The sequence below is a fragment of the Corynebacterium sp. 22-2729 genome (genome assembly GCF_053479475.1).
Window position 1 is genome coordinate 1 of record NZ_JBRBCA010000005.1, and the last position, 20,404, is coordinate 20,404.

Genomic DNA, 20,404 nt, shown 5'->3' on the forward strand with positions numbered 1-20,404 from the left:
TCAAGGCCCTCAAAGAGCAACGAAACACCATCGCTGAGCAGGTTGAAGAGATGCTCGCTGATTTCCCTCTTTGTGAGGTCTTGATGAGTATGCCCGGAGTCGGCATCAAGACCGCAGCGCAGATCCTTCTTGCGATCGGTGATGGCTCCGACTTCGATAGTGCTGGCCACTTAGCTGCCTATGCTGGAATAGCACCCGTGACTAGACGATCCGGTTCGTCGATCAGAGGTGAGTTCCCAGCACGGTCAGGCAATAAACGACTGAAAAACGCCTTGTTCTACTCCGCATTCGCGGTTATCCGCAGCCACGAACCGTCACGGCGGTATTACGAACGCAAACGTGCTGAAGGAAAACGCCACAACGCAGCAGTCATCTGCCTGGCACGACGCCGATGCAATGTCATCTACGCGATGCTGAAAAACAAGGAGTTCTTCCGCGAAATCCCGCCACGCCCCGTCGCCGCGTAAAGCCCAAAGACGAAGCCGACCAGCACACGCTGGCCGACTCCTAGGCACGCCTAAGAAACTACTCCCAAGACTGTACTCGCCAACATCGGCCTGACACTTGACAAAAACATAGGGACACCCCCCGAAAGCCGTCACATCAACCCCATCGGTCACACATCGCGCAGCTGCTGGCTCGGGCTAAAGTGTGGATGTCCAAAATCTACGAGTTATTGAAAGTAGCGAGTGTGCAGCACAAAATTGCGACGCTCTGACCTGTGCAAATAGATTAGTTATATTTTAAGACGTGGAATTCTGGACATTCCGCGTCGTGAGTGTCGGAAAATGTGCAAAACCTCCCCTGCTCGCCTGGCTGATCGGCGCGCCCCCGCCCCTGCCGGCGCATCAAAAATCGCTTAAACGGGCTGAGAATCGCTTAGCCGTCACGGGGCTTCCCACGCTGGCACGCCTCCCCGGTAATTGGCGGCGGGAAACTCGAGCCCATGCTGCGTCATCTGCCTGTGGAGCCTGCAAATATCCGCCACGGCGGTGCCATCGCGGAAGTTGTCTCGGTCCACTCGGTAAATCCGCGCACCGAGGTTCTGCAGTTTGCGCTCTCGTGCCCGCTCGCTGATGATTTGCCGCGCTGCGAACACCTCTTCGTTGACCATCCCGCCAGGCAGGCCACCGGACAGGCCGCTGGACATCCTGCCGGACAGGCCACCGGACAGGCCGCCGGCCTGACCGGGTTGGTACTTGCTCTGACCGTCGTATTCGATCACCAGCCCGCAAGGATAGAAAAAGTCCACCCGACCTGCGAAGTAGCCCTCGTAGTGCAGCTCCACTTGTTGCATAGGCGCAGGTAGTCCGGCCTCCCAGAGCTTCACCTTCAGCGCGGATTCCCGTGGACTCTCGGACGCGCCATTGATCAGCCGAAGCGCTTCCCTCGCCTTCGCAATCCCCCGGAGTCTCCGCAGTCCGTTTGCGTCGGCGCGCAATTCCGCTATGAACTCCGGAGTTCCCAGTCCGCCCATTGCGGCTCGGGCTGCGAACTCTGCGGCCACGACTGCGTCTGCCACACTGTGCCACCGAGCGAGATCGATGATCGTATCGTTAACGCTGGTGAGCCGCACCTCCCGCAATCCGTTCGAGGTTTCTATTTGCAGCGTTTCAGCACGTTTGGCGGCGGTCGCGTGCAATGGCCGTGGGGTTCGGAGCTGCAGTTTCGCGGTTGTCCCTTCCGGCGGATGGAAGCCGATTTCCGCGTTGGGGTCAGCCCGCCTGGCGATCGGCAGCCCCCACATCAACGCTGCGGACTGTCCGCAGAGGATCCCGTTCGTGCAGCTCAGCACATGTGCAATCCCGTGTAGTCGCAGTTTATCGTCGCGCGACAGTGCCTCCCATCGCGCGCGCTCGGCGTAGATCCCCGGCGCAATCTTGTAGTACCGCTGCCCGCGCCCGAGTCCACGCCGTGCGCCGGGCGGGAGTCTCTTCCCCTCTATAAGCAGCGTTGTGGTTTTTGCTTCGTGACGCCCCCACGTCTCCAAACCCACATTCCCCCTAAAGGTCTGAACCATCCCCCTTTGGCTTAAAAGTATTGCAGACCCGCGGGTAGCCTTGCCAGGGAAGCGGAACAGGAGGCGTTGGCATGGAGGATCTGATGCAGCGAGGGGCGGGGCGGTACGCGCCCAGCCCCTCCGGGGATCTGCACCTGGGGAATTTTCGGACTGCTGTGCTGGCGTGGATGTTCGCGAAGCATGAAGGCCGCGAGTTTCGGATGCGCGTCGACGATATTGATGCTCAGAGGTCCTCTGAAGCCGCTGCGCATCAGCAACTACTGGACCTTTCCACTATGGGGATCACTTACGATGGGGAAATTCGGCGTCAACAAGAAACCTGGTCGGAGTACGAAAAAGCGTTAAACGATCTGCGCGAACAAGGGCTCGTGTACGAGTGCTATTGCTCGCGGAAGGACATCGCGGAGGCAGTTCGTGCGCCGCACGCCGCACCGGGGGCATACCCGGGAACGTGTCGAGACTTAGGAGAGTCGGCGCGGGCGGCGAAGCGCGCGGAGCTGGCGGAGCGGGGGCGCGTACCGGCACTGAGACTGCGCGCGAGCGTTGAAGAATGGGAAGTCCGCGAAAGCTTTGCTGCAGGCCGGCGTGGGGGCGGAGCGTACCGCGGGGTGGTGGATGACATGGTGCTGCGGCGCGGTGGAAACGCTCCCAAGGGCGCGGGCAATGCCGGCGCTGTCGGCCACGAGGCGGTGAACCGGGATTACGCCTACAACCTGGCAGTTGTCGTCGATGATGCGCTGGCCGGGGTGGGGCAGGTTGTGCGCGGGGATGACCTGCTGAGCTCCGCCCCTCGGCAGGCGTACCTTGCGCACCTGTTGGGACTTCCACCTGTGGAGTATGTACACGTTCCGCTGGTGAGGGGACCCGACGGGAAGCGTTTGGCGAAGCGGGACGGGGCCGTCACGCTTCGGGACTTCCCCGGCGGGGCGGAAGGGATGTTGCTGTGGATCGCGGAATCGCTGGGGCCGGCGGTGGATATCCGCGCGGCCGGAGGGGTGCAACCCGCCGAGCTGCTGGCGACCTTCGAGCCGGAGCTGTTGCCCCGCGAGCCAGTCACCTGGACACCTGTGGATTAGCGCACCGCGCGGGGGCGGAACTTCGGCGGGACCTTCTTCTGCGCAGCCTTCCGCGCTATAGCCGCATTTTTGCTGACCAGCAGCCGTGCCTGGCGCAACCGCTCCTTGGCGAAGGTACGCCGCGGCCCAAGTTCCCACGTCTCGTCGACCAGCTTCTTCGCCAAGGCCACCGAATCCGGCGAGCGCTCGATGATCTTTCGCGCTAGTTCTTCTGCCGCTGCCAGTGGATCCTCGGCCACCTCGGCCAGACCTAGCTCCGCGGCGCGTTCCCCGGAGAAGGTCTCCCCGGTCATGGCCAGCTTTTTCACCACGTCAACCGGCAGCAATTGCTTGAGGGACATGATCCCCGACATGTCCGGCACCAGGCCCCATTTAGCTTCCAACACGGACCAGTGGGCGTCATTGCTAGTAAACCTAAAGTCCGCACCAAGAGCGATCTGGACACCACCGCCGAAACAGTAGCCCTCTACCGCGGCAATCACCGGAAACGGCAGGCGACGCCACGCCCACGGCGCTTCCTGGAAAGTGTTGGTGCCGCGCAGGGGACGCGGGATGAAATGCGAAAGCATACGGGGTGGGCTTTTCAGGGTATCCGCGAAGTCCAGACCGGAGGAGAAATTGCCGTCTGTGCCGGAGAGGATGACGGCGCGGACGGAGCGGTCGCGGCGAAGCGTGTGTGCGGTATCGATGAGCTGCTGGAGCAGGTCGATCGTCAGAGAGTTCAGCTTGTTGGGGCGGTTCAGGCGGACGTGAACGAGGCCGGGAATGGACTCGGAGTATTCCGTGGTGACGAGAGGGGCAGTGGTGGGGGGAGTGCTCGTCGGCGTGCTCGGTGCGTTCATGCATTCCAAACTAAGGCACGGGCCGGGCAGTGTGGGCGGGTTTGGTGAATCAGTGAGAATGCGAAAACCGGCGCCCCCGGAAATTAAAACTTTGGGGGCGCCGGTTTCAAATGGCGGAGGATGTGGGATTTGAACCCACGAGGGATGTGACTCCCGCACGCGTTCCAGGCGTGTGACATAGGCCGCTAGTCGAATCCTCCATGCCGAACGGCAGAGCTAAAAGCAATGGCTCTGACGTACTCGTGACAGGTTACACAACGCGGCCTGTGGTTTCCAAATCGGGTGCTGGCGCCTGGAAAGTGGGCGTCAATAGGGAAGAAGAGTAGGCCTTTGGAACAACGAGCGCACGTGCGTTACTATGGGCAACGGATTCCGCGCGGCGTGTATCTTGTGAACTCCCCCAGGGCAGGAATGCAGCAAGGGTCAACGAGCTCTGACGGGTGCGCGGGGTCCCCTTTTTTATCTATTACCGGGGGACGGGGCTCGGGAGCTGGGCTATAGCCAGTTGTTGTGCTTAAACCACCACCACATCAACGCGACTACGCCAACCATCGCCGCTAAGCAGACGTAGTACGCGTAGTGCCACTGCAGCTCAGGCATGTTTTCGAAGTTCATGCCGTACACACCCGCAATCATTGTCGGGGCGGCGGCCATACCGACGACCGCGGAAATCGTGCGCATATCTTGGTTTTGACGCAAGGAAATGATCGCCGAACCCGCCTGAATAAGGGACGACAGTCGCTCGTCGAAGGAATCGATCTTGTCCTTTGCCAACATGGCGTGATCCAGCACATCGCGGAAGAAAGCCCGAATCTGCTTGGACGTGAGATCCTTATGATTTTGAATCAACGCGCGCAGGGCGGGGATCAGTGGGTCGATAGCATGCCGCATTTCCAAGATCTCGCGCTTGAGCGTGTAGATGTTCTCGATGTCGAACTCGTCGCGGAGGGTGAAGACCTCCTCTTCGAGATCATCGACCCGGGTTTCGAGCTGTTCGGCGATGCGTGTGTACTCGTCGACTAGATAATCCGAGATAGCCCACGCAATAGAGAGCGGCCCTTTGCTGCGTAGCTCCGGAGCCTGGTGGAGCCGCATCTCAGGGTTTGGGAGATCCGTGCCGTGGGAAATGACGATGATGAACTTCCGGCCAATGACCATCTGCACTTCGCCGGTTTGAATGATGTCGCGCCGGTCGATGATGTCCTGGTTATCCGCATATTGGACGGAGCGGATGACAGAAAACAGCTGATCCTCGTAGCGCTCCACCTTTGCACGCTGGTGGGCATTGACGGCGTCTTCAACAATCAGTTCGTCGACGCCATAGCGCTGGGCGACACGCAACATCTGTTCCTCGGAGGGCTCCTCCAGGGTCACCATGACAAAGTCCTGACTGGTGCCATCCGACAGCTCCTCGATGTCCTTGAGAGCCGTGATGTAGTTGGCCTGACCTGGGTACTGCTTGCCCTGTACATAAAGGCGACACTCGCGGATAGCTCGTTCGACGGGGACCCGGACCCGGTTTGGTTCGTGCTTTGCCATGGTGAGTCCTTTCCAACTAAACCCGGTGGTTCGCGCGGTGCTACACCGCTGCTTGTCCCTCGCAGCCTGTCGATATCCTAACCGTCAGCCCGTAGCACTGCAGATGTGGGTGCCGGTGCGCTGTCCGAGGGTTCAGTTAGACTTGCACACAAAGCTAAATCCAGTACGGCTAAATCCAGTACGCCACAAGCGGGAGAGACATTTTATGAACATCGATAACGTCAACACCGACCTCCTCCTCAGCATGAAAGAGGATGTGCGCCAGGCTTACGAAGAACTACATTCTAAGGGCTTGAACCTGGATCTCACGCGCGGCAAGCCGTCGGCGGAGCAGCTCGATTTCTCGGTTGATCTGCTGAGCCTGCCGGGGGAGAACTTCACCTCCCCTTCGGGATTGGATGTACGCAACTACGGCGGTGGCGTAGGACTGACCGAGATTCGCGAGCTGTGGGCCGATGTGCTGGGTCTGCCGGTGGAGAACGTCATCGCTGGCGATTCCTCCAGCCTGAACATCATGTTCGACCTCATCAGTTGGGCATACACCTTCGGCACAAACGATTCTGAGCGTCCATGGTCTGCGGAAGAAAAGCTCAAGTGGATCTGCCCTGTGCCGGGCTACGACCGCCACCATTCCATTACGGAACTATTCGGCTTTGAGATGGTTACCGTCGATATGACAGACGAAGGCCCCGACATGGATCAGGTACGCGAGCTGGCGAAGGATCCGGCGGTCAAGGGCATGTGGGCCGTGCCGATGTTCGCCAACCCGACTGGTGTGACCTACTCCCAGCAGACTGCGGAGGCCCTGGCTGCAATGGAAACCGGTGCGCCGGATTTCCGCATCGTGTGGGACAACGCCTACGCAGTCCACACCCTGACCGACGAGTTCCCAGAGATCATCAACATCCTCGACGTAGCCGAGAAGGCGGGCAACCCGAACCGTTTCTGGGCTATGTCTTCCACCTCCAAGATCACTCTCGCGGGCTCTGGCCTAGCCTTCTTTGCTTCCTCCACGGAGAACCTGGAGTGGTACAAGAAGATCGCGAACGTGCGCGGTATCGGGCCGAACAAGGTCAACCAGTTTGCCCACCTACAGTTCCTGAAGGATGCCGAGGGCGTACGCGACCTCATGCGCAAGCACGCAGGTTCGCTGGGACCGAAATTCACCCGTGTGGTGGAGATCCTGGAGCGCCGCCTGGGCGAGGCCAATGTTGCCGAGTGGACCGTGCCGGAGGGTGGCTACTTCATTTCTGTGAACCTGCTAGATGGCACCGCTTCTCGGGTGGTGGAGCTGGCCAAGAAGGCCGGCGTGGCCCTCACCGCAGCGGGCTCTACATACCCGCTGAAGCAGGATCCCAACGACCGCAATCTGCGCCTGGCTCCCTCCATGCCGACGATCGAGCAACTAGAGGTTGCCATGGATGGCTTCGCCACCTGTGTGCTTTACGCCGCCATTGAGATGGTCGAGCACGCCGCCGGGCAGCGCTAGATCCCACTGGAACCAACCAAGGGTTAGCCCCACAGTGAGCGCCATTAAGCAGGAGGATCGCCATTAACACCGAAGAAACATTCGTTTGGGTTCAGGGCTTGCTGCCCGGCGAGCCGACCATCGCACGCCGCAGGATCAACGATTCCTTCCCCGAGTTCGCTGTCGCCGAGGTGTTTCTTGGTGACGCCCCCACGGATCAAAACCCCTCATCCCAGGATGGCGCTGTAGGGGCCGTGCTGGCCGAGACGGTTGCCATGACCATCGACGCGGGGCGCATGGAATCCGGCCTGCAGACCGAGGACGGTTCCGATCTGCGCGTCGAATTGCTGACGGTGGTCAGCGGACACGACGATACCGCTGCTGATTTGTTGGCACATGCAGCCTCGATGATCTCCCAGGATCCAACTCACTGGCCGCCGCAACCCGGCACGCTCCTGCCCGACGTTGTCCAGCAGATGGACGCGGAATCCGAGCGGAAGATCACCGCCCGCAATGGCCTGTTGGTTGTGCCGTACGTATGGGACGATGGCGTGCCGCACGTTCACGAAGTCACCTCTGGCGGAGCGAGCCGCCACTCCAAGGAAGATGACGCGGACGTGGAGTTCACGCACCCTGGCCGACTGACCATCGCAGCTCAGCTGGTGATGCTCACCGATGAAGAGCTGGAGCTGGCGCAGACGGCCGGTGTAGCCGCGGTGCAGGAGCGGTTGGTACGTGAGGGCGTCAATATCAATGACATCTGGCGCTAGACCAACCGTAATGGGTCGTCGCAGGCGGAATGTAGGCTAGGTTCGTGGCACTTTATAGGAAATACCGTCCGGCAACATTTGCCGAGGTCGTGGGGCAATCTCACGTGACCGAACCGCTGTCCGTGGCGCTGGATAGCGGGCGGATTAACCACGCATATCTGTTTTCGGGGCCGCGCGGTTGCGGTAAGACTTCCTCCGCGCGCATTTTGGCGCGCTCTCTGAACTGCGTAAAGGGGCCGACGTCTACGCCGTGCGGGGTGTGCGAGTCTTGCGTATCACTGGCGCCGGGCGGGCCGGGAAACCTGGACGTCACGGAGCTGGACGCGGCGACGCATAACGGTGTGGACGATATGCGTGAACTGCGCGAACGTGCTTTCTACGCGCCAGCGGAATCGCGCTACCGGGTGTTTATTATCGACGAGGCGCACATGATCTCCACCGCAGGTTTCAATGCTCTGCTGAAGATTGTGGAGGAGCCACCGGAGCACCTGATCTTCATCTTCGCCACGACTGAGCCGGAAAAGCTGCTGCAGACGATTCGTTCGCGTACCCACAACTATCCGTTCCGCTTGCTGGCGCCGCCGGATATGCGTGGGCTGTTGGAATCGGTGGTGTCCGGTGAAGGCGTGCCGGTGGAAGATGCCGTATATCCGCTGGTTATCCGTGCGGGCGGCGGGTCGCCACGCGATTCGCTATCCATCATGGATCAGCTGCTTGCCGGTGCCGGGCCGGAAGGCGTGACATATAACCGCGCACTGGCTCTGCTGGGAGTGACGGATTCCACCCTGATCGACCGTGCCGTGGATGCGCTCGCAGAGCATGATTCCGCGGCATTGTTCGCCGTGGTCGACGAAGTGATCGATGCAGGCTATGACCCGCGCAGATTCGGCGAGGACTTGTTGGATCGTTTCCGTGACTTGTTGGTCGTGCAGGCTGTGCCGGATGCCTTTGACCGGGGGCTGGTGAATGCGCCGGAGGAGTCCCGTGAGACCTTGCGTGAGCAGTCGGAAAAGATGGGGCAAGCGACGCTGACCCGCTGTGCTTCCCTGGTAAATGAAGGGCTGGCACAAATGCGCGGGGCGACGGCGCCGCGACTGCTGCTGGAGATTCTATGTGCCCGCATGGCGCTGCCCGCTGCGGGTATGACAGTGGAAGCACTGGCGCAGCGCGTGGAGGCTTTGGAAAAGGGGCGCGGTGGCGCAGCTACCAGCGCGGATACCGGCACCGGTGTGCGCGGTAGTCGAGCGGAAATGTTTGCGCGCCGGAGGAAAGCTGCGACCCAGCCGGATCAGCCAGGCCAACCAGCACAGGAAGAACAGCCCGACGAGCAAGCGCAACAGTCACAACAGCCGCGGCAGCTACAGCAGCCACAGCAAACACAGCCTGAGCAGCCTAAGCCTGAGGAGGCTGGTCCACCGGTCGCAGGACCGACTGCGGAGGAAGAACCCCCGGCAATCGCTGAGGCGCGCCGGGCTCGGGACATCATGCAACGCCACCGCCGAGCCGGAGCTGCGGAACAAGCAGGATCAGCTGGACCAGCAGAGCCCGCTGCTACGGCAGAATCTGCGGAGACGACTGACTCCGCTCCCGCCGAGCCTGCACCGACGGCAATGGACTCGGAAACGTGGGCGCGGATCATGGATGCCGTCCATGACAAGGACCTGAGCGCCTGGATTGCGCTACGGGGAGCAACCCCGCGTGCAACCCAGCCCACTGCGGGCGAACTGCATGTGAACCACCACACCGGATCGTTGGCGCGCCTTGTCTGCGGGCAGAAAAACGCAGGCGTCTACTCGGAGGCGATCAAAACCGTCACGGGGAGCCCAGCCCGCATCGTGGTCTACGTCAGCGGAAAACCTGTTGGGGACGAAGCCGCAGGAGGCGATGCAACGGGAAAAGCTGAACCGGCGGAGGCTCAGCCCGCCGCCGGTGAGGATCAGGAAACAGCCCCGACGTCCACCGCGCCCCCTGCCACTCCTGCCTCCACCCCGGTGAACCCCGTACCAGCGGAAACCCCGATGGATGCGGTGGCCTCCCGCAGTGCCGCCAACAGCGCCCTGGAACGAGCCCGCGCGATGGAAGAAGCGATGCGCAAAGCCTCGCACTCTCACCGCAACGGTGGCGCCACGGCCAAGGTCAACGCTAAATCCAATGCTGATGCCAACCAAACGGATACTCCTGCGCAGGACGATCCGAACTCCGGCTGGCGTGCGCGCGCTGAGCGGGCCAAAGCGCGCAAGAAGTACAACATTGAAAATGGCTTTAACGGAGTGCCTTTGCCCGATGAGCCGCCTGCTGATGCTTTTGCCGACGGGCCAGTCGACACCTGGGTTGGCAGCGCTGCCGCCTCCGCTGCCAACCCCGCCGACTCAGCGCGGGACTATGCGGCCGATGCTCCGCTACCGCCGGAACCCATGGAGGCCGAACCTCAGCCAGCGGAGAACCTCCCGCAACCCCAACGTGAGATTGGGGGAGGGGAGAGCGAGGGGGCGTCACAAAGAAATGAACAAAGAGAACGCGACGAGCTGCTCGCAGACATCGAGCGCGCCCCCGGCGAGCGCGATCACCGCACACCATTGGAAATCGCAGGTGAGCTGATCGAAAAGAGCCTCGGCGCGGAGCGAGTTCGCTAAGCGTGAACACCACAGCGACCACACGCGACGGCGCCTAACACGCCTGTCGGGACCGACCGGTAGAGTTGTGGAAGAGCAAAATCCAAGCATGGAAAACACCCCATGAAAAACACCAACGAAAGGTAAAAACACATGAGCCAGCCAGACATGAACCAGCTAATGCAGCAGGCACAGCAGGTACAGGCACAGCTGCAGGAAGCACAGCGCGAGATCGCAGCTTCCACCGTTAAGGGCGAGGCAGGCAACGGCCTGGTCACCATCTCCGTCGCCGGCACCGGCGAGGTCACCGACATGGAGATCGACCCCAAGATCGTCGACCCAGAAGATATCGACACCCTCAAGGACCTGCTGCTCGGCGCGTTCAAGGATGCGAACCAGAAGCTGCAGACCCTGGCTGAGGAGAAGATGGGGCCGCTGTCCCAGGGCATGAACGGCCTGGGCTTCTAACCCACCCATTTTTGCAGCTTCAAAGAGAGATCTAGTTGTTCGAAGGACCACTACAGGACGTTATCGACGAGTTCTCACGGCTCCCCGGCATCGGGCCAAAAAGCGCACAGCGCATCGCCCTGCACCTGCTGAATGAGGAGCCGGAAGATATCGAACGCTTCCAAAGCGCACTCGGCCGCCTGCAGCGCGGCGTGACGTTCTGCCGTATCTGTCACAACATCTCCCAAGAGGACGTGTGCCGGATCTGTGCGGATTCCCATCGCGACAAGAGCATCATCTGCGTGGTGGAGGAGTCCAAGGATATTCAAGTCATTGAGCGCACCGCGGAGTATCGCGGGCGCTACCACGTGCTCGGCGGGGCGCTTGACCCACTCAACGGAATTGGGCCAAAGGAACTCAACGTAACCCCCTTGGTGCAGCGCATCGGCGGGGCACTGCCGGATGTTGCGCTCGGCGCGAAGGGCAGCGGTGCTTCACTTAGTGACGCCACATCCACCGTCGGTGACGGTTCCCGCACCGGCGACGTGGAAAATGATATCGAGTATGACACAGCCCCCGAGATCGCCGAGGTTATTATCGCCACCGACCCCAACACGGAGGGCGAGGCAACGGCCTCTTATCTAGCTCGCCTGCTGCGCGACTTCCCCGGGCTGAAGGTCACCCGCCTGGCCTCGGGCATCCCGATGGGCGGGGACTTGGAGTTCGTCGACGAGCTCACGCTTTCCCGCGCGTTTGCGGGGCGCACCGCGCTGTAGTCTCTACACCCCTGTCGCCTCTATCCCCCTGTCGCACGGCGGGACTACAGTGGCGCTCATGAGTAAAAACCCTTTGCACAACGCCATCCGTCCGCACCACCTGTCCCGCGCGGCCGGCATTCGCTCCGCCGTATGGGGAACCGTCTTCGGCATCGCAGGCGTGCTGCACTTTGTTAAGCCGGAGGACTTCGACCAGATCGTTCCAGAGGAACTCCCCGGCACCCCGCGCGCCTGGACGCTCGGCTCCGGAGCCATGGAAATCGCCCTGGCCACCAGCATCGCGGCATGTAGCCTGAAGCCCGAATGGCGCCGCGCGCTACGCAGTACAATCGCCCCCGCCGCCGCACTCTTTCTAGTCGGCGTGCTCCCCGGCAACATCAAGATGGCCTGGGACTGGCGCGCCAAACCGCAGCCTGCGCGCGCCATCGCCTTCGCGCGCGTCCCCCTTCAGCTGCCGATGATCCTTAGCGTGGCCAAGCTCGGTGCTTAGAGGCGCTCCTTTCTTAACGACGCCACCTCACGGTTCAACTGCTCCGCCAGCTCACCCTGGAACTCGGGCAGCTCGTTGAGCGCAACCCCCATCGCGCGGGCGAGCAGCCAGTCCGCCAACTGCGGATTCCTGGCCAGCACGGGACCATGCATGTACGTGGCCACAACCGAACCCTGCACCGCGCCTTCGGCGCGAGTCTGCCGGTGAGCATCCTCGCCCGATAGCCCGGCGGTCTCCGCACCATGGCTGTCGGTGTTGCCCGTGCCCCGGGTAAGGCGCCCCAGCGGCTCGGCATCCGCGCCCAGGATGGTGGCACCCATGTGGTTGGCAAACCCCGTCAGTGGTTCGGTCAGGCCTGTTTCCCCGCCGATTACGGCGGAGGCTGCCGGGGTGGAGGCGATTTCGCCGATCATGCGCTCGGCGAGTTGAGACGTGGTGGCGTCGATAAGCCCCAGTCCCTCAACGGTGCGACCGTGGCTGGTGAAAGACTCGCCAAACACCTGTAGACCAGCACAAATGGCCAGCACCGGGCGGCCGGCAGTGACGGCCCGGGTAATGCCACCATCGCTGATAAGGTGCTCGGCGGCCAGAACCTGCGCGGTATCCTCGCCGCCACCGACGGTGTAGATGTCGAAGGTCTCTGGGACGGGCTCTCCCAGGTGGATTGGTTGGATCTCCGCCGAAATTCCGCGCATACGGGCGCGCTGCCGCAGCACCAAGGCATTGCCATCGTCGCCATAGGTGCCGAGCACGTCGGGCAGGATCAGGCCGATGTTGAGGTCTGCAGGTTTGTTGACGCTGCTCATTTACGCTTCCCCTTCCTTGTCCAGCACCCGCTTCAAATCGCGGAACGCTGTGTAGTTCGCCAGAACCTCCACGCGGCCCGGCGGGCAGGAACGGATCGCCTCGACCGTATCCTTAATCAAGTTGTGCTCGACGGCGGCGTAGCCCAGGCGAACAGCCAAATCAGTACCGCGCTCGCCGGCGGCCACCACGTGCACGCCCTCGAAGTTCTCGAAGCGAACGTCCCATAGCCACGACAGGTCCTGCCCGTCGGCAACCTGACCATTTACGCTGATCACGAGGCTATCGGCGGTGCGATCCACCATGGAAAGTGCCTCTTGCCAACCGGCTGGGTTCTTCGCCAGCATCAGGCGCACCTCGTGGTCGCCGAAGCGCACCACGGAGTAGCGGCCTGCGACATTATCCACCTTCTCAGCCGCGGCGATGGCCTGCTCGGTGGGGATCGGACGGTGCAGCAGTTCTCCCGCGGCCACAGCCGCTGCGACGGCCTGCGTGGCATTGCCGCGATTCGCGTTGCCGGGGAGAGTCAGATTCATGGGGTGCAGTTGGCCCTCACGGTCGATTAGCCCTTCATCCGTGATGCGCCAATCGGGGGTTGGCCTGCGGAATTCCCGGCCATCGGGGAGCTTCTTAGCGGCGAACCAGTCCACCACACCATCCTCGCCGGTGCGGTGGATGATCGCGCCTTCGGTGCGCGGGCAGCTGGTGGAATCGCCCGCCCAGCCGAAGCCGGCGCTGACCCACTGAACGTTCGGGGAATCCCAGGCGGCGGAGGTGACAGAAACGTCGTCGCAGTTCGCGATGATCTGCATGTGTGGGCGTGCTTCCACGCATGCCCGCAGTGCCCGTTCGATCTTGTTGATCTCGCCCACGCGGTCCAATTGGTCGCGTGAGAGATTCAGCAGCACCAGTACATCTGCGTCCAATTTCTCAGCAATGCTGGGGACGTGCAGCTCATCGACTTCGAGAACCAACGCTTCGGCATCGCGCCCGGCGAGTAGAGCGCTAATAACACCAGCATCCATGTTGTCGCCGCCCTCGTTGGTGCAGACGGTGGCTGCAGAGCGAACGGCGCTGGCCAGCATGCGTGTGGTTGTGGACTTGCCATTCGTGCCCGTGACCAGCACCGTTGGTCGCTTCACGCCACCTTTGCCCGGCCCTAGGCTTGCCATCAGCTGCGGGTCGATGGCCCCGCCGACCAGGCCGCCGATCATGCCGCCGGCTCCGCGGCCCGCTTTTCTTGACGCCCACGTGGCCAGTTGCGCCATGCGGATCGCCACGGAGCTGCGGATCCGCTGCAGGCTGGAGCGACGTGCGCCGGCGGGCTGCCGTTCTCCGTGCTGCGTGGAGCGCTGCGTGGCCGTGCGCTGTTCAGTGCCGGGCTGAGCGCCGGTTCGATCTGATTTACCCATGGGGACTAAGTGTACCCGCAGGGGCGTGCTGGAATTTGGAGGCTGGTGCGTCGGAGATGGCGAGCGTTAGTCCATTTGGAGAACAGCGCGAAGTTCAGCGAAGAGTTCGGGCTTTACTAGGTGTGTAACAGTGCGACCTGTTCGGGCTTTGCGGAGCAGACCTGCATCGGTAAGCCGTTTCAGGTGATGTGAGACCGTGGGCTGGCTTAGTCCCGTGATGTCTGTTAGCTGGTTTACGCTGATTGGTTCGCAGCCTTTGGCTGCCAGATGGGAGAGTATTTGCAAGCGGGCGGGGTCGGATAGGACCTTGAACAAGGTGGCATAACGGGTGGCCTCAGGATCCGATAGCGGTCCTTTGCTCAAGGAGCAACATGTGGAGATGTCTGCGAGCGGGAAAATCTGCGGGGTGGCCATACGGGCATCTTATATTGACAGATATCAATATGTCATTTATATTGACGGGCGTCAATATGTCATTTGGTTTTATATCGACGTGTGTCAATATGTCATTTGGTTTTATATCGACGTGTGTCAATATCTAAGGAAGGTTGCATGACAGCTTCGTTGCGTCCACGGATGTCCTTTTTGGATAGGTTCCTGCCCGTGTGGATTATCCTCGCGATGGTTGCTGGGCTGCTCGTTAACCAGGTGGTGCCAGAAATCGGAACGAAGCTCGGGGAACTGGAGGTGGGAGGGATCTCGCTTCCGATCGCACTCGGCCTGCTGGTCATGATGTATCCGCCGCTAGCGAAGGTTCGCTACGACAAAACCCGGCAGATTGCGGCGGATAAGCGCCTGATGGCGGTTTCCCTCGCCCTCAACTGGGTCGTTGGGCCCGCGTTGATGTTCACCCTGGCCTGGGTATGTTTGCCCGACGAGCCTGAGCTGCGCACCGGGCTAATTATCGTCGGCCTAGCCCGGTGCATCGCGATGGTTCTGGTGTGGTCGGAGCTGTCCTGCGGGGATAGAGAGGTGACCGCCGTCCTTGTGGCGATCAACTCTGTGTTCCAAGTGCTCATGTTTGGAGTGCTGGGCTGGTTTTATCTACAGATTCTCCCTGGCTGGCTGGGGCTTCCTACAACCTCGGCAGACTTTTCCTTCTGGTCGATCGTGGTATCCGTCCTGGTTTTCCTGGGTATCCCGTTGACGGCTGGCTTGGCTTCCCGCGTGCTCGGGGAGAGACTGAAGGGGCAGCAGTGGTACGAGGAAAAGTTCTTGCCCGCGGTTTCTCCCCTCGCGCTGATCGGCCTGCTTTATACGATCGTGCTTCTGTTTGCGCTGCAGGGAGAGCAGATTACGGACCACCCGTGGACGGTGGCTCGCACGGCGGCCCCGCTGGTGGCCTACTTCGCTGGAATGTTTGTCCTGGCGCTGGCTGTGTCCAAGGCTGCGGGGTTGAATTATGCCCAGTCGGCCTCTGTGTCTTTTACCGCTGCGGGCAACAACTTCGAGCTTGCCATCGCCGTGTCTATCGGTACTTTTGGTGCGACCTCTGCGCAGGCACTGGCTGGAACGGTCGGCCCGCTGATCGAGATTCCGGTGCTAGTCGGTCTGGTCTACGTCATGCTGTGGGTGGGTCCTAAGCTCTTCAACGGCGATCCGACACTGCCCGTGCGGCACAGCAGTCCAGCACGTTCCGTCTCGATGGGGGAGGATTAAACCATGAGCAATAAACCTAAGGTACTTTTCGTCTGCGTAGGCAACGGCGGCAAGTCGCAAATGGCGGCCGCTTTGGCGGACAAGCATGCTGGCGAGGCCATTGAGATTCATTCCGCTGGCACCAAACCGGCAACGAAGCTCAACACGGAGTCGGTGGAATCCATCAGCGAGGTTGGCGCGGACATGTCCGACGGCCACCCAAAAGCAGTGGACCCGCAGTTGCTGCGAGAGGCTGACCGGGTGGTCATCCTCGGCAAGGACGCTCAGCTGGAGCTACCCGCCGACGCGCAGGGGACCCTCGAGCGGTGGGTTACTGACGAGCCCTCCGAGCGCGGTATTGAGGGCATGGAGCGCATGCGACTGGTGCGTGATGACATTGACGCCCGCGTGCGCGCACTTATCACCGAGCTGAAGGGCGACTAACCGGCGCCGAGCTGCCAGCTGGCTTTTGGGAGTGATGTCCAAAATTCCAGGTCTTAAAATATAACTAATCTATTCACGCAGGTCAGAGGGTTGCGATTTTGGGCTGCAAATGAGCTACTTTTAATAACTCGTAGATTTTGGACATTGACGCTCTAGCCGCCCCCTGCTCCGGCGTCTTCGAGGGGGCGGGGCACACCGGGCTAGTTTCCGCCGTTGGCGGAACCCCCGGAACTCTTGCGGCGCCGACGCCTCCGACGATTTCGCTTGCCGCTGGGTCCCGGGATTTGCCCCTCGTGGCCGCCAGAGGTGGCGTTGCCCTTGTGGCCGGAGTGGCTGGCGTGGCCGGAGTTGCTGGAGCGACCGTTCTGGTTCGACTTCTTAGACTTGCCGGTTTTCCCCGACCCCGACCCGCCAGCGCCGCGCCCACTGGAGCCCGACCCGCCAGCGCCTGAGCCGCCACGCGGACCTGCCAGCCCACTGGTCCGGGGACGCGCGCCGGCACCCGGCTTCGTTGGCTTGGCCTCCTTCTCACCGGGCTGCACATTAGCCAGCAACGCCAGGAAGTCCTCATCGCGCACCAGCGGAATGCTCTTCCGGTCAGCGTGCATCGCCTTACCGCGCAGCTCGTAGTTCTCGTTGCACACCACAAGCGAGCTGCGACGATTTAGCTTTTCGCTATACGCCAGACCCGCGGCAACACCTTGGCCAATCAGCTCGTCCGGGTCGATTGCCACGTCCGGGCTGACCACAAACTCCATACCTTCAACTAGCGGCTCCCCGCTCTTCCACACGCCAGGATTCACGAAAGGCCGGGGAGAATTAGCGGCGTCAATACGAAGGCCACTGCGGCGCAGCCCGAACTGATCGGCTGCGAGGTCTTCGGGATCCAGCACCGTCAGCTCGCCGCCTCGCTGTTGTGCGACCGCGAGGGCCGCGGTGAGTCGCGCGTTTGCTTCTAGCAGCACGTCGGGGTCGATCTCTCTCTTGGTTAGTGACGCCGCCGCACCAACCTCCGGCAGTGCTGTCGCAGGGACGTGCACGGCGGACCTACTGGAGCTTCCAGATGCGTTTGTGCTGGTAGAAGCCTCAGTCTGGGAAGCGTCACCGGCAATACCGTAGCTGGCGACGATAGCGCGCAGACGAGGGTCGGTGGAATCGATGGCCTGGCGGCGAGCGGTGGCGAGCGTGTCGATGATGGAAACCGGTGCGGGCATTGGAATGCGCCGACCCCCGCGACCGCGGCCACGGCTGCGACGGCCACGGTTCGCGGAGCGTTGTACCAGCTTGAACTCATGAGTGAGGAAGCCCCACACATAATCGGACTCGTGCATGATGAGTGTGCGCCCGTCCAGCGCCTGGTGGATCAGCTGCGCGCTGGAGTTAAAGCCGAGAGCTTGGGAAAGCTCGTTGACCTGGTAACCGTGGAGGTGCCAGGGGCCTGCGTCCTCGCCGGGGTTGAGGTGGCGGGTAAGCGCAGTGACCTCCTGGCCGATGTTGATGGTGGGCAAGTCGGCTGTGTCGGTGACGCTGGCAGCATTGTTCGTCGTGGGGGCTGCGCCGGGGCCGAAGAACACCACGGAAAGAGCCACCAGACGAGAGGTCTTCGGGTGGATACCGGACGTGGAGATGCTGACAGCCGCGAACGGCGCCTCTTCCAAAGACGGGAGGTCGTGCAGCGCGGATTCGAGTTCCTCGCGTGGGCTCGACTGGTCGGCGTTTTCGGGGGAGCCGGAGGAGTCAGGGGAGGAACCAGCGTCTACGTCAGCGCGTGAACCAGCGTTATGGCTTGCACTCACATCCGAAAAAGTTACAGCGAGAGAACCTGCCGGGCGGCTAACCCTCCGGCGCGGGCGCCGGCGACGGCGCGCGCCGGTGTGCTCGGGGCCGGGGACGGCCGAGTAATCGTTCTCATTCATGGATTACATACTACCCAGCAGGGTGGGGGCTCCTGTGGCCAGGCTGCAGCCCGGCAGACAGGGCCTTTAAGCACCCTGGGAAACGCCCGCAGCAGCGTCCTGGGAACGGTTCACCGCAGAGGTAATGGCCTTCAGCGAGGCGTAGGTAATAGAGCTTGCAATGCCCACACCCCAGTACTTTGCGCCGTTAACCTCCGCCAGGACGTAGGCTGCAGCTTCGGCGTCATCGCCCGAGGTACGAGCGTGCTGGCTGTACTCCTGCACCTCCACGTCGTAGCCCAGCTCTTCCAGCGCGTTGCAGTATGCGCTGATCGGACCATTTCCGCGGCCCTGCACGGTCTGCGGTTCGCCGTTGAACTCGATCTGGCCGGTGACCTTGGCTTCCTCACCCTCACTTTGGCCGCCGTCGACGGTCAGAGAGATCGTCTCGATCGGGGAGACGCGATCCAGGTATTCGCCGGAGAAGATATCCCACATGGCCTTCGGGTTTACCTCGCCGCCTTCGGCATCGGTCACAGCCTGTACGACGGAGGAGAACTCCACCTGCATTGGCCGCGGCAACTGCAGGTTGTGGTCGGTCTTCATGATGTAGGCCACGCCACCCTTGCCGGACTGAGAGTTCACGCGGATCACGGCCTCGTAGGAGCGGCCAACGTCCTTCGGGTCGATCGGCAGGTAGGGAACCTCCCAGGTATCTTCCGCGAGAGCGTCCAGACCCTTGTTGATCGCATCCTGGTGAGAGCCAGAAAACGCAGTGAACACCAGGTCGCCACCGTAGGGGTGGCGCTCAGGCACGCGCAGCTGGTTGCAGTATTCAACGGTGCGGCGTACTTGGTCGATGTCAGAGAAGTCGATCTGCGGATCCACACCTTGGGTCAGCATGTTGAGCCCCAGGGTCACCAGGCAGACGTTTCCGGTGCGCTCGCCGTTGCCGAACAGGCAACCTTCAATTCGATCCGCACCGGCCATATAACCCAGCTCGGCGGCGGCCACGCCGGTGCCGCGGTCGTTGTGCGGGTGCAGCGACAAAATGATGGAGTCGCGGCGGTTCAGGTTACGGTGCATCCACTCGATGGAGTCCGCGTACACGTTCGGGGTGGTCATCTCTACCGTGGAGGGCAGATTCAGGATGATGGGGTTCTCCGGCGTCGGATCCATAACCTCCACGACTGCATCGCAGACTTCCTTGGCGTAGGCGACCTCGGTGCCGGTGTAGGACTCCGGGGAGTACTCCCAGCGCCAGTTGGTATCCGGGTAGTCGGCGGCGATGGTCTTGATCAGTTCGGCGGCGTCGGTGGCCAGCTTCTTGATAGCTTCCTTGTCCTTGCGGAACACGACCCTGCGCTGCAGCTTCGAGGTGGAGTTGTAGAAGTGGACGATGACGTTCTTTGCGCCCTCGCAGGCTTCGAAGGTGCGGCGGATCAGGTGCTCACGAGCCTGCACCAGTACTTGGATGGTGACGTCATCGGGGATCATGTTGTTCTCGATGATCTCGCGGACGAAGTTGAAATCGGTCTGGGAGGCGGAGGGGAAGCCGACCTCGATCTCCTTGTAGCCCATGTCGACCAGCAGCTCGAACATGCGGCGCTTGCGCTCTGGGCTCATCGGGTCAATCAGAGCCTGATTGCCGTCGCGCAGGTCCACGGCGCACCACTGCGGAGCGCGGTCGATGACCTTGTCCGGCCAAGTGCGATCCGGCAGGGTGATTTCCTCTACCTCTTCGAAGAACGGCTGGTAGCGCGCGTGCGGCATGGTGGAGTTGCGCTGCTTGTTCCAGGCGGGTTGATCCGCGGGGATCTCGCCGTTGGGGGTATTGATGCGGGCGGGTGCGGAGATGAAAGTGTCGTTAGACATAGGTGGGGGCTCCTGAAAAGACGGGGAAGAAGTTGTTGTTCTTTGTTGTGATTCCCGACCGGCAACACCAAACTCCGCGACGGGGTGCCGGTCGGTGGGTGAGCTGTTTGCTCACTATCGCTTAAAACCTTTGAGCCCCGCCGCGTCACAGAAGCAGGTTGTGCGCTGGCGTAGTCATGTTTCCGACTATAACCCGACTATTAGCTACGTCACATGAGAATGATGTTTTGTCCCACTATTTGGGATATGTGTCCCTCATTGTGGGGTGGTTGTTGTGCTGTTTGGTGACGCCGTCA

The 20,404-nt window shown here is 61.6% G+C and carries 18 protein-coding genes, 1 tRNA gene and 1 other RNA gene; 11 read left to right on the forward strand and 9 right to left on the reverse strand.

Translation table 11 applies throughout. The features are described from left to right. On the forward strand, positions 1 to 467 hold a 467-nt coding region (locus ACUY2T_RS04600), incomplete at its 5' end, for a transposase (RefSeq protein WP_448307740.1). 419 nt (positions 468 to 886) lie between these two features. Here the strand turns inward: ACUY2T_RS04600 and ACUY2T_RS04605 are convergent. Next, positions 887 to 2,020 (reverse strand): hypothetical protein, encoded by a 1,134-nt coding sequence (locus ACUY2T_RS04605; RefSeq protein WP_448307741.1) that lies wholly within the window; start codon positions 2,018 to 2,020, stop codon positions 887 to 889. Between the two features lie 71 nt (positions 2,021 to 2,091). Between ACUY2T_RS04605 and gluQRS the strand changes: the two genes are divergently transcribed. Further along, a complete protein-coding gene (gene gluQRS, locus ACUY2T_RS04610; RefSeq protein WP_448307742.1) occupies positions 2,092 to 3,096 on the forward strand; it encodes a tRNA glutamyl-Q(34) synthetase GluQRS in 1,005 nt (334 codons plus the stop codon). Here the strand turns inward: gluQRS and ACUY2T_RS04615 are convergent. Further along, entirely contained in the window at positions 3,093 to 3,938 is an 846-nt protein-coding gene (locus ACUY2T_RS04615; RefSeq protein ID WP_293790909.1) for a crotonase/enoyl-CoA hydratase family protein, read from the reverse strand. The genes gluQRS and ACUY2T_RS04615 overlap by 4 nt on opposite strands. A gap of 111 nt (positions 3,939 to 4,049) precedes the next feature. After that, a tRNA-Ser gene (locus ACUY2T_RS04620) sits at positions 4,050 to 4,138 on the reverse strand. Positions 4,139 to 4,302: 164 nt separating this feature from the next. On the opposite strand from ACUY2T_RS04620, the gene ffs reads away from it, so the two are divergent. Next, positions 4,303 to 4,397: signal recognition particle sRNA small type (gene ffs, locus ACUY2T_RS04625), an RNA gene on the forward strand. 36 nt (positions 4,398 to 4,433) lie between these two features. Here ffs and ACUY2T_RS04630 read toward each other — a convergent pair. Next, on the reverse strand, positions 4,434 to 5,477 hold the full coding sequence (locus tag ACUY2T_RS04630; RefSeq protein WP_448307743.1) for a magnesium and cobalt transport protein CorA: 1,044 nt from the start codon (positions 5,475 to 5,477) through the stop codon (positions 4,434 to 4,436). A 244-nt stretch (positions 5,478 to 5,721) separates the two neighbouring features. Between ACUY2T_RS04630 and ACUY2T_RS04635 the strand changes: the two genes are divergently transcribed. The 6 genes from ACUY2T_RS04635 (at position 5,722) to ACUY2T_RS04660 (ending at position 12,040) form a co-directional block, all read left to right on the forward strand. Beyond that, on the forward strand, positions 5,722 to 6,966 hold the full coding sequence (locus ACUY2T_RS04635; protein WP_448307850.1) for an aminotransferase class I/II-fold pyridoxal phosphate-dependent enzyme: 1,245 nt from the start codon (positions 5,722 to 5,724) through the stop codon (positions 6,964 to 6,966). A gap of 170 nt (positions 6,967 to 7,136) precedes the next feature. Continuing rightward, positions 7,137 to 7,715: a hypothetical protein gene (locus tag ACUY2T_RS04640; protein ID WP_448307851.1), complete on the forward strand. Its 579-nt coding sequence runs from the start codon at positions 7,137 to 7,139 to the stop codon at positions 7,713 to 7,715. 44 nt (positions 7,716 to 7,759) lie between these two features. Then, entirely contained in the window at positions 7,760 to 10,348 is a 2,589-nt protein-coding gene (locus tag ACUY2T_RS04645) for a DNA polymerase III subunit gamma and tau (protein WP_448307744.1), read from the forward strand. Between the two features lie 132 nt (positions 10,349 to 10,480). Next, positions 10,481 to 10,795, forward strand: a complete 315-nt coding sequence (locus ACUY2T_RS04650) for a YbaB/EbfC family nucleoid-associated protein (RefSeq protein ID WP_293790906.1) — start codon at positions 10,481 to 10,483, stop codon at positions 10,793 to 10,795. A 35-nt stretch (positions 10,796 to 10,830) separates the two neighbouring features. Further along, positions 10,831 to 11,550, forward strand: coding sequence for a recombination mediator RecR (gene recR, locus ACUY2T_RS04655; RefSeq protein ID WP_293790905.1), 720 nt, complete (start codon positions 10,831 to 10,833; stop codon positions 11,548 to 11,550). Positions 11,551 to 11,608: 58 nt separating this feature from the next. Next, the gene (locus ACUY2T_RS04660; protein WP_293790904.1) at positions 11,609 to 12,040 is read left to right on the forward strand and encodes a DoxX family protein; all 432 of its coding nucleotides are present in this window, start codon (positions 11,609 to 11,611) and stop codon (positions 12,038 to 12,040) included. Here ACUY2T_RS04660 and ACUY2T_RS04665 read toward each other — a convergent pair. The 3 genes from ACUY2T_RS04665 to ACUY2T_RS04675 form a co-directional block, all read right to left on the reverse strand. Beyond that, complete coding sequence (locus ACUY2T_RS04665; protein ID WP_448307745.1) at positions 12,037 to 12,846, reverse strand: type 1 glutamine amidotransferase; 810 nt, start codon at positions 12,844 to 12,846, stop codon at positions 12,037 to 12,039. The two genes, ACUY2T_RS04660 and ACUY2T_RS04665, sit on opposite strands and share 4 nt — an antisense overlap. Next, positions 12,847 to 14,256 carry a MurT ligase domain-containing protein gene (locus ACUY2T_RS04670; protein WP_448307746.1) on the reverse strand — a complete coding sequence of 470 codons (1,410 nt, stop codon included), beginning with the start codon at positions 14,254 to 14,256 and terminating at the stop codon, positions 12,847 to 12,849. A gap of 66 nt (positions 14,257 to 14,322) precedes the next feature. Then, positions 14,323 to 14,670, reverse strand: coding sequence for an ArsR/SmtB family transcription factor (locus ACUY2T_RS04675; RefSeq protein ID WP_005292343.1), 348 nt, complete (start codon positions 14,668 to 14,670; stop codon positions 14,323 to 14,325). Positions 14,671 to 14,808: 138 nt separating this feature from the next. Between ACUY2T_RS04675 and arsB the strand changes: the two genes are divergently transcribed. Further along, positions 14,809 to 15,915: an ACR3 family arsenite efflux transporter gene (gene arsB, locus ACUY2T_RS04680; protein WP_448307747.1), complete on the forward strand. Its 1,107-nt coding sequence runs from the start codon at positions 14,809 to 14,811 to the stop codon at positions 15,913 to 15,915. A gap of 3 nt (positions 15,916 to 15,918) precedes the next feature. After that, positions 15,919 to 16,338, forward strand: coding sequence for an arsenate-mycothiol transferase ArsC (locus ACUY2T_RS04685; RefSeq protein ID WP_448307748.1), 420 nt, complete (start codon positions 15,919 to 15,921; stop codon positions 16,336 to 16,338). A gap of 200 nt (positions 16,339 to 16,538) precedes the next feature. On the opposite strand, the gene ACUY2T_RS04690 is transcribed toward ACUY2T_RS04685, so the two are convergent. Further along, the gene (locus ACUY2T_RS04690; RefSeq protein ID WP_448307749.1) at positions 16,539 to 18,254 is read right to left on the reverse strand and encodes a DNA polymerase III subunit epsilon; all 1,716 of its coding nucleotides are present in this window, start codon (positions 18,252 to 18,254) and stop codon (positions 16,539 to 16,541) included. A 66-nt stretch (positions 18,255 to 18,320) separates the two neighbouring features. Then, positions 18,321 to 20,108, reverse strand: coding sequence for a 2-isopropylmalate synthase (gene leuA, locus ACUY2T_RS04695; protein ID WP_448307750.1), 1,788 nt, complete (start codon positions 20,106 to 20,108; stop codon positions 18,321 to 18,323). Positions 20,109 to 20,404 lie beyond the last annotated feature (296 nt).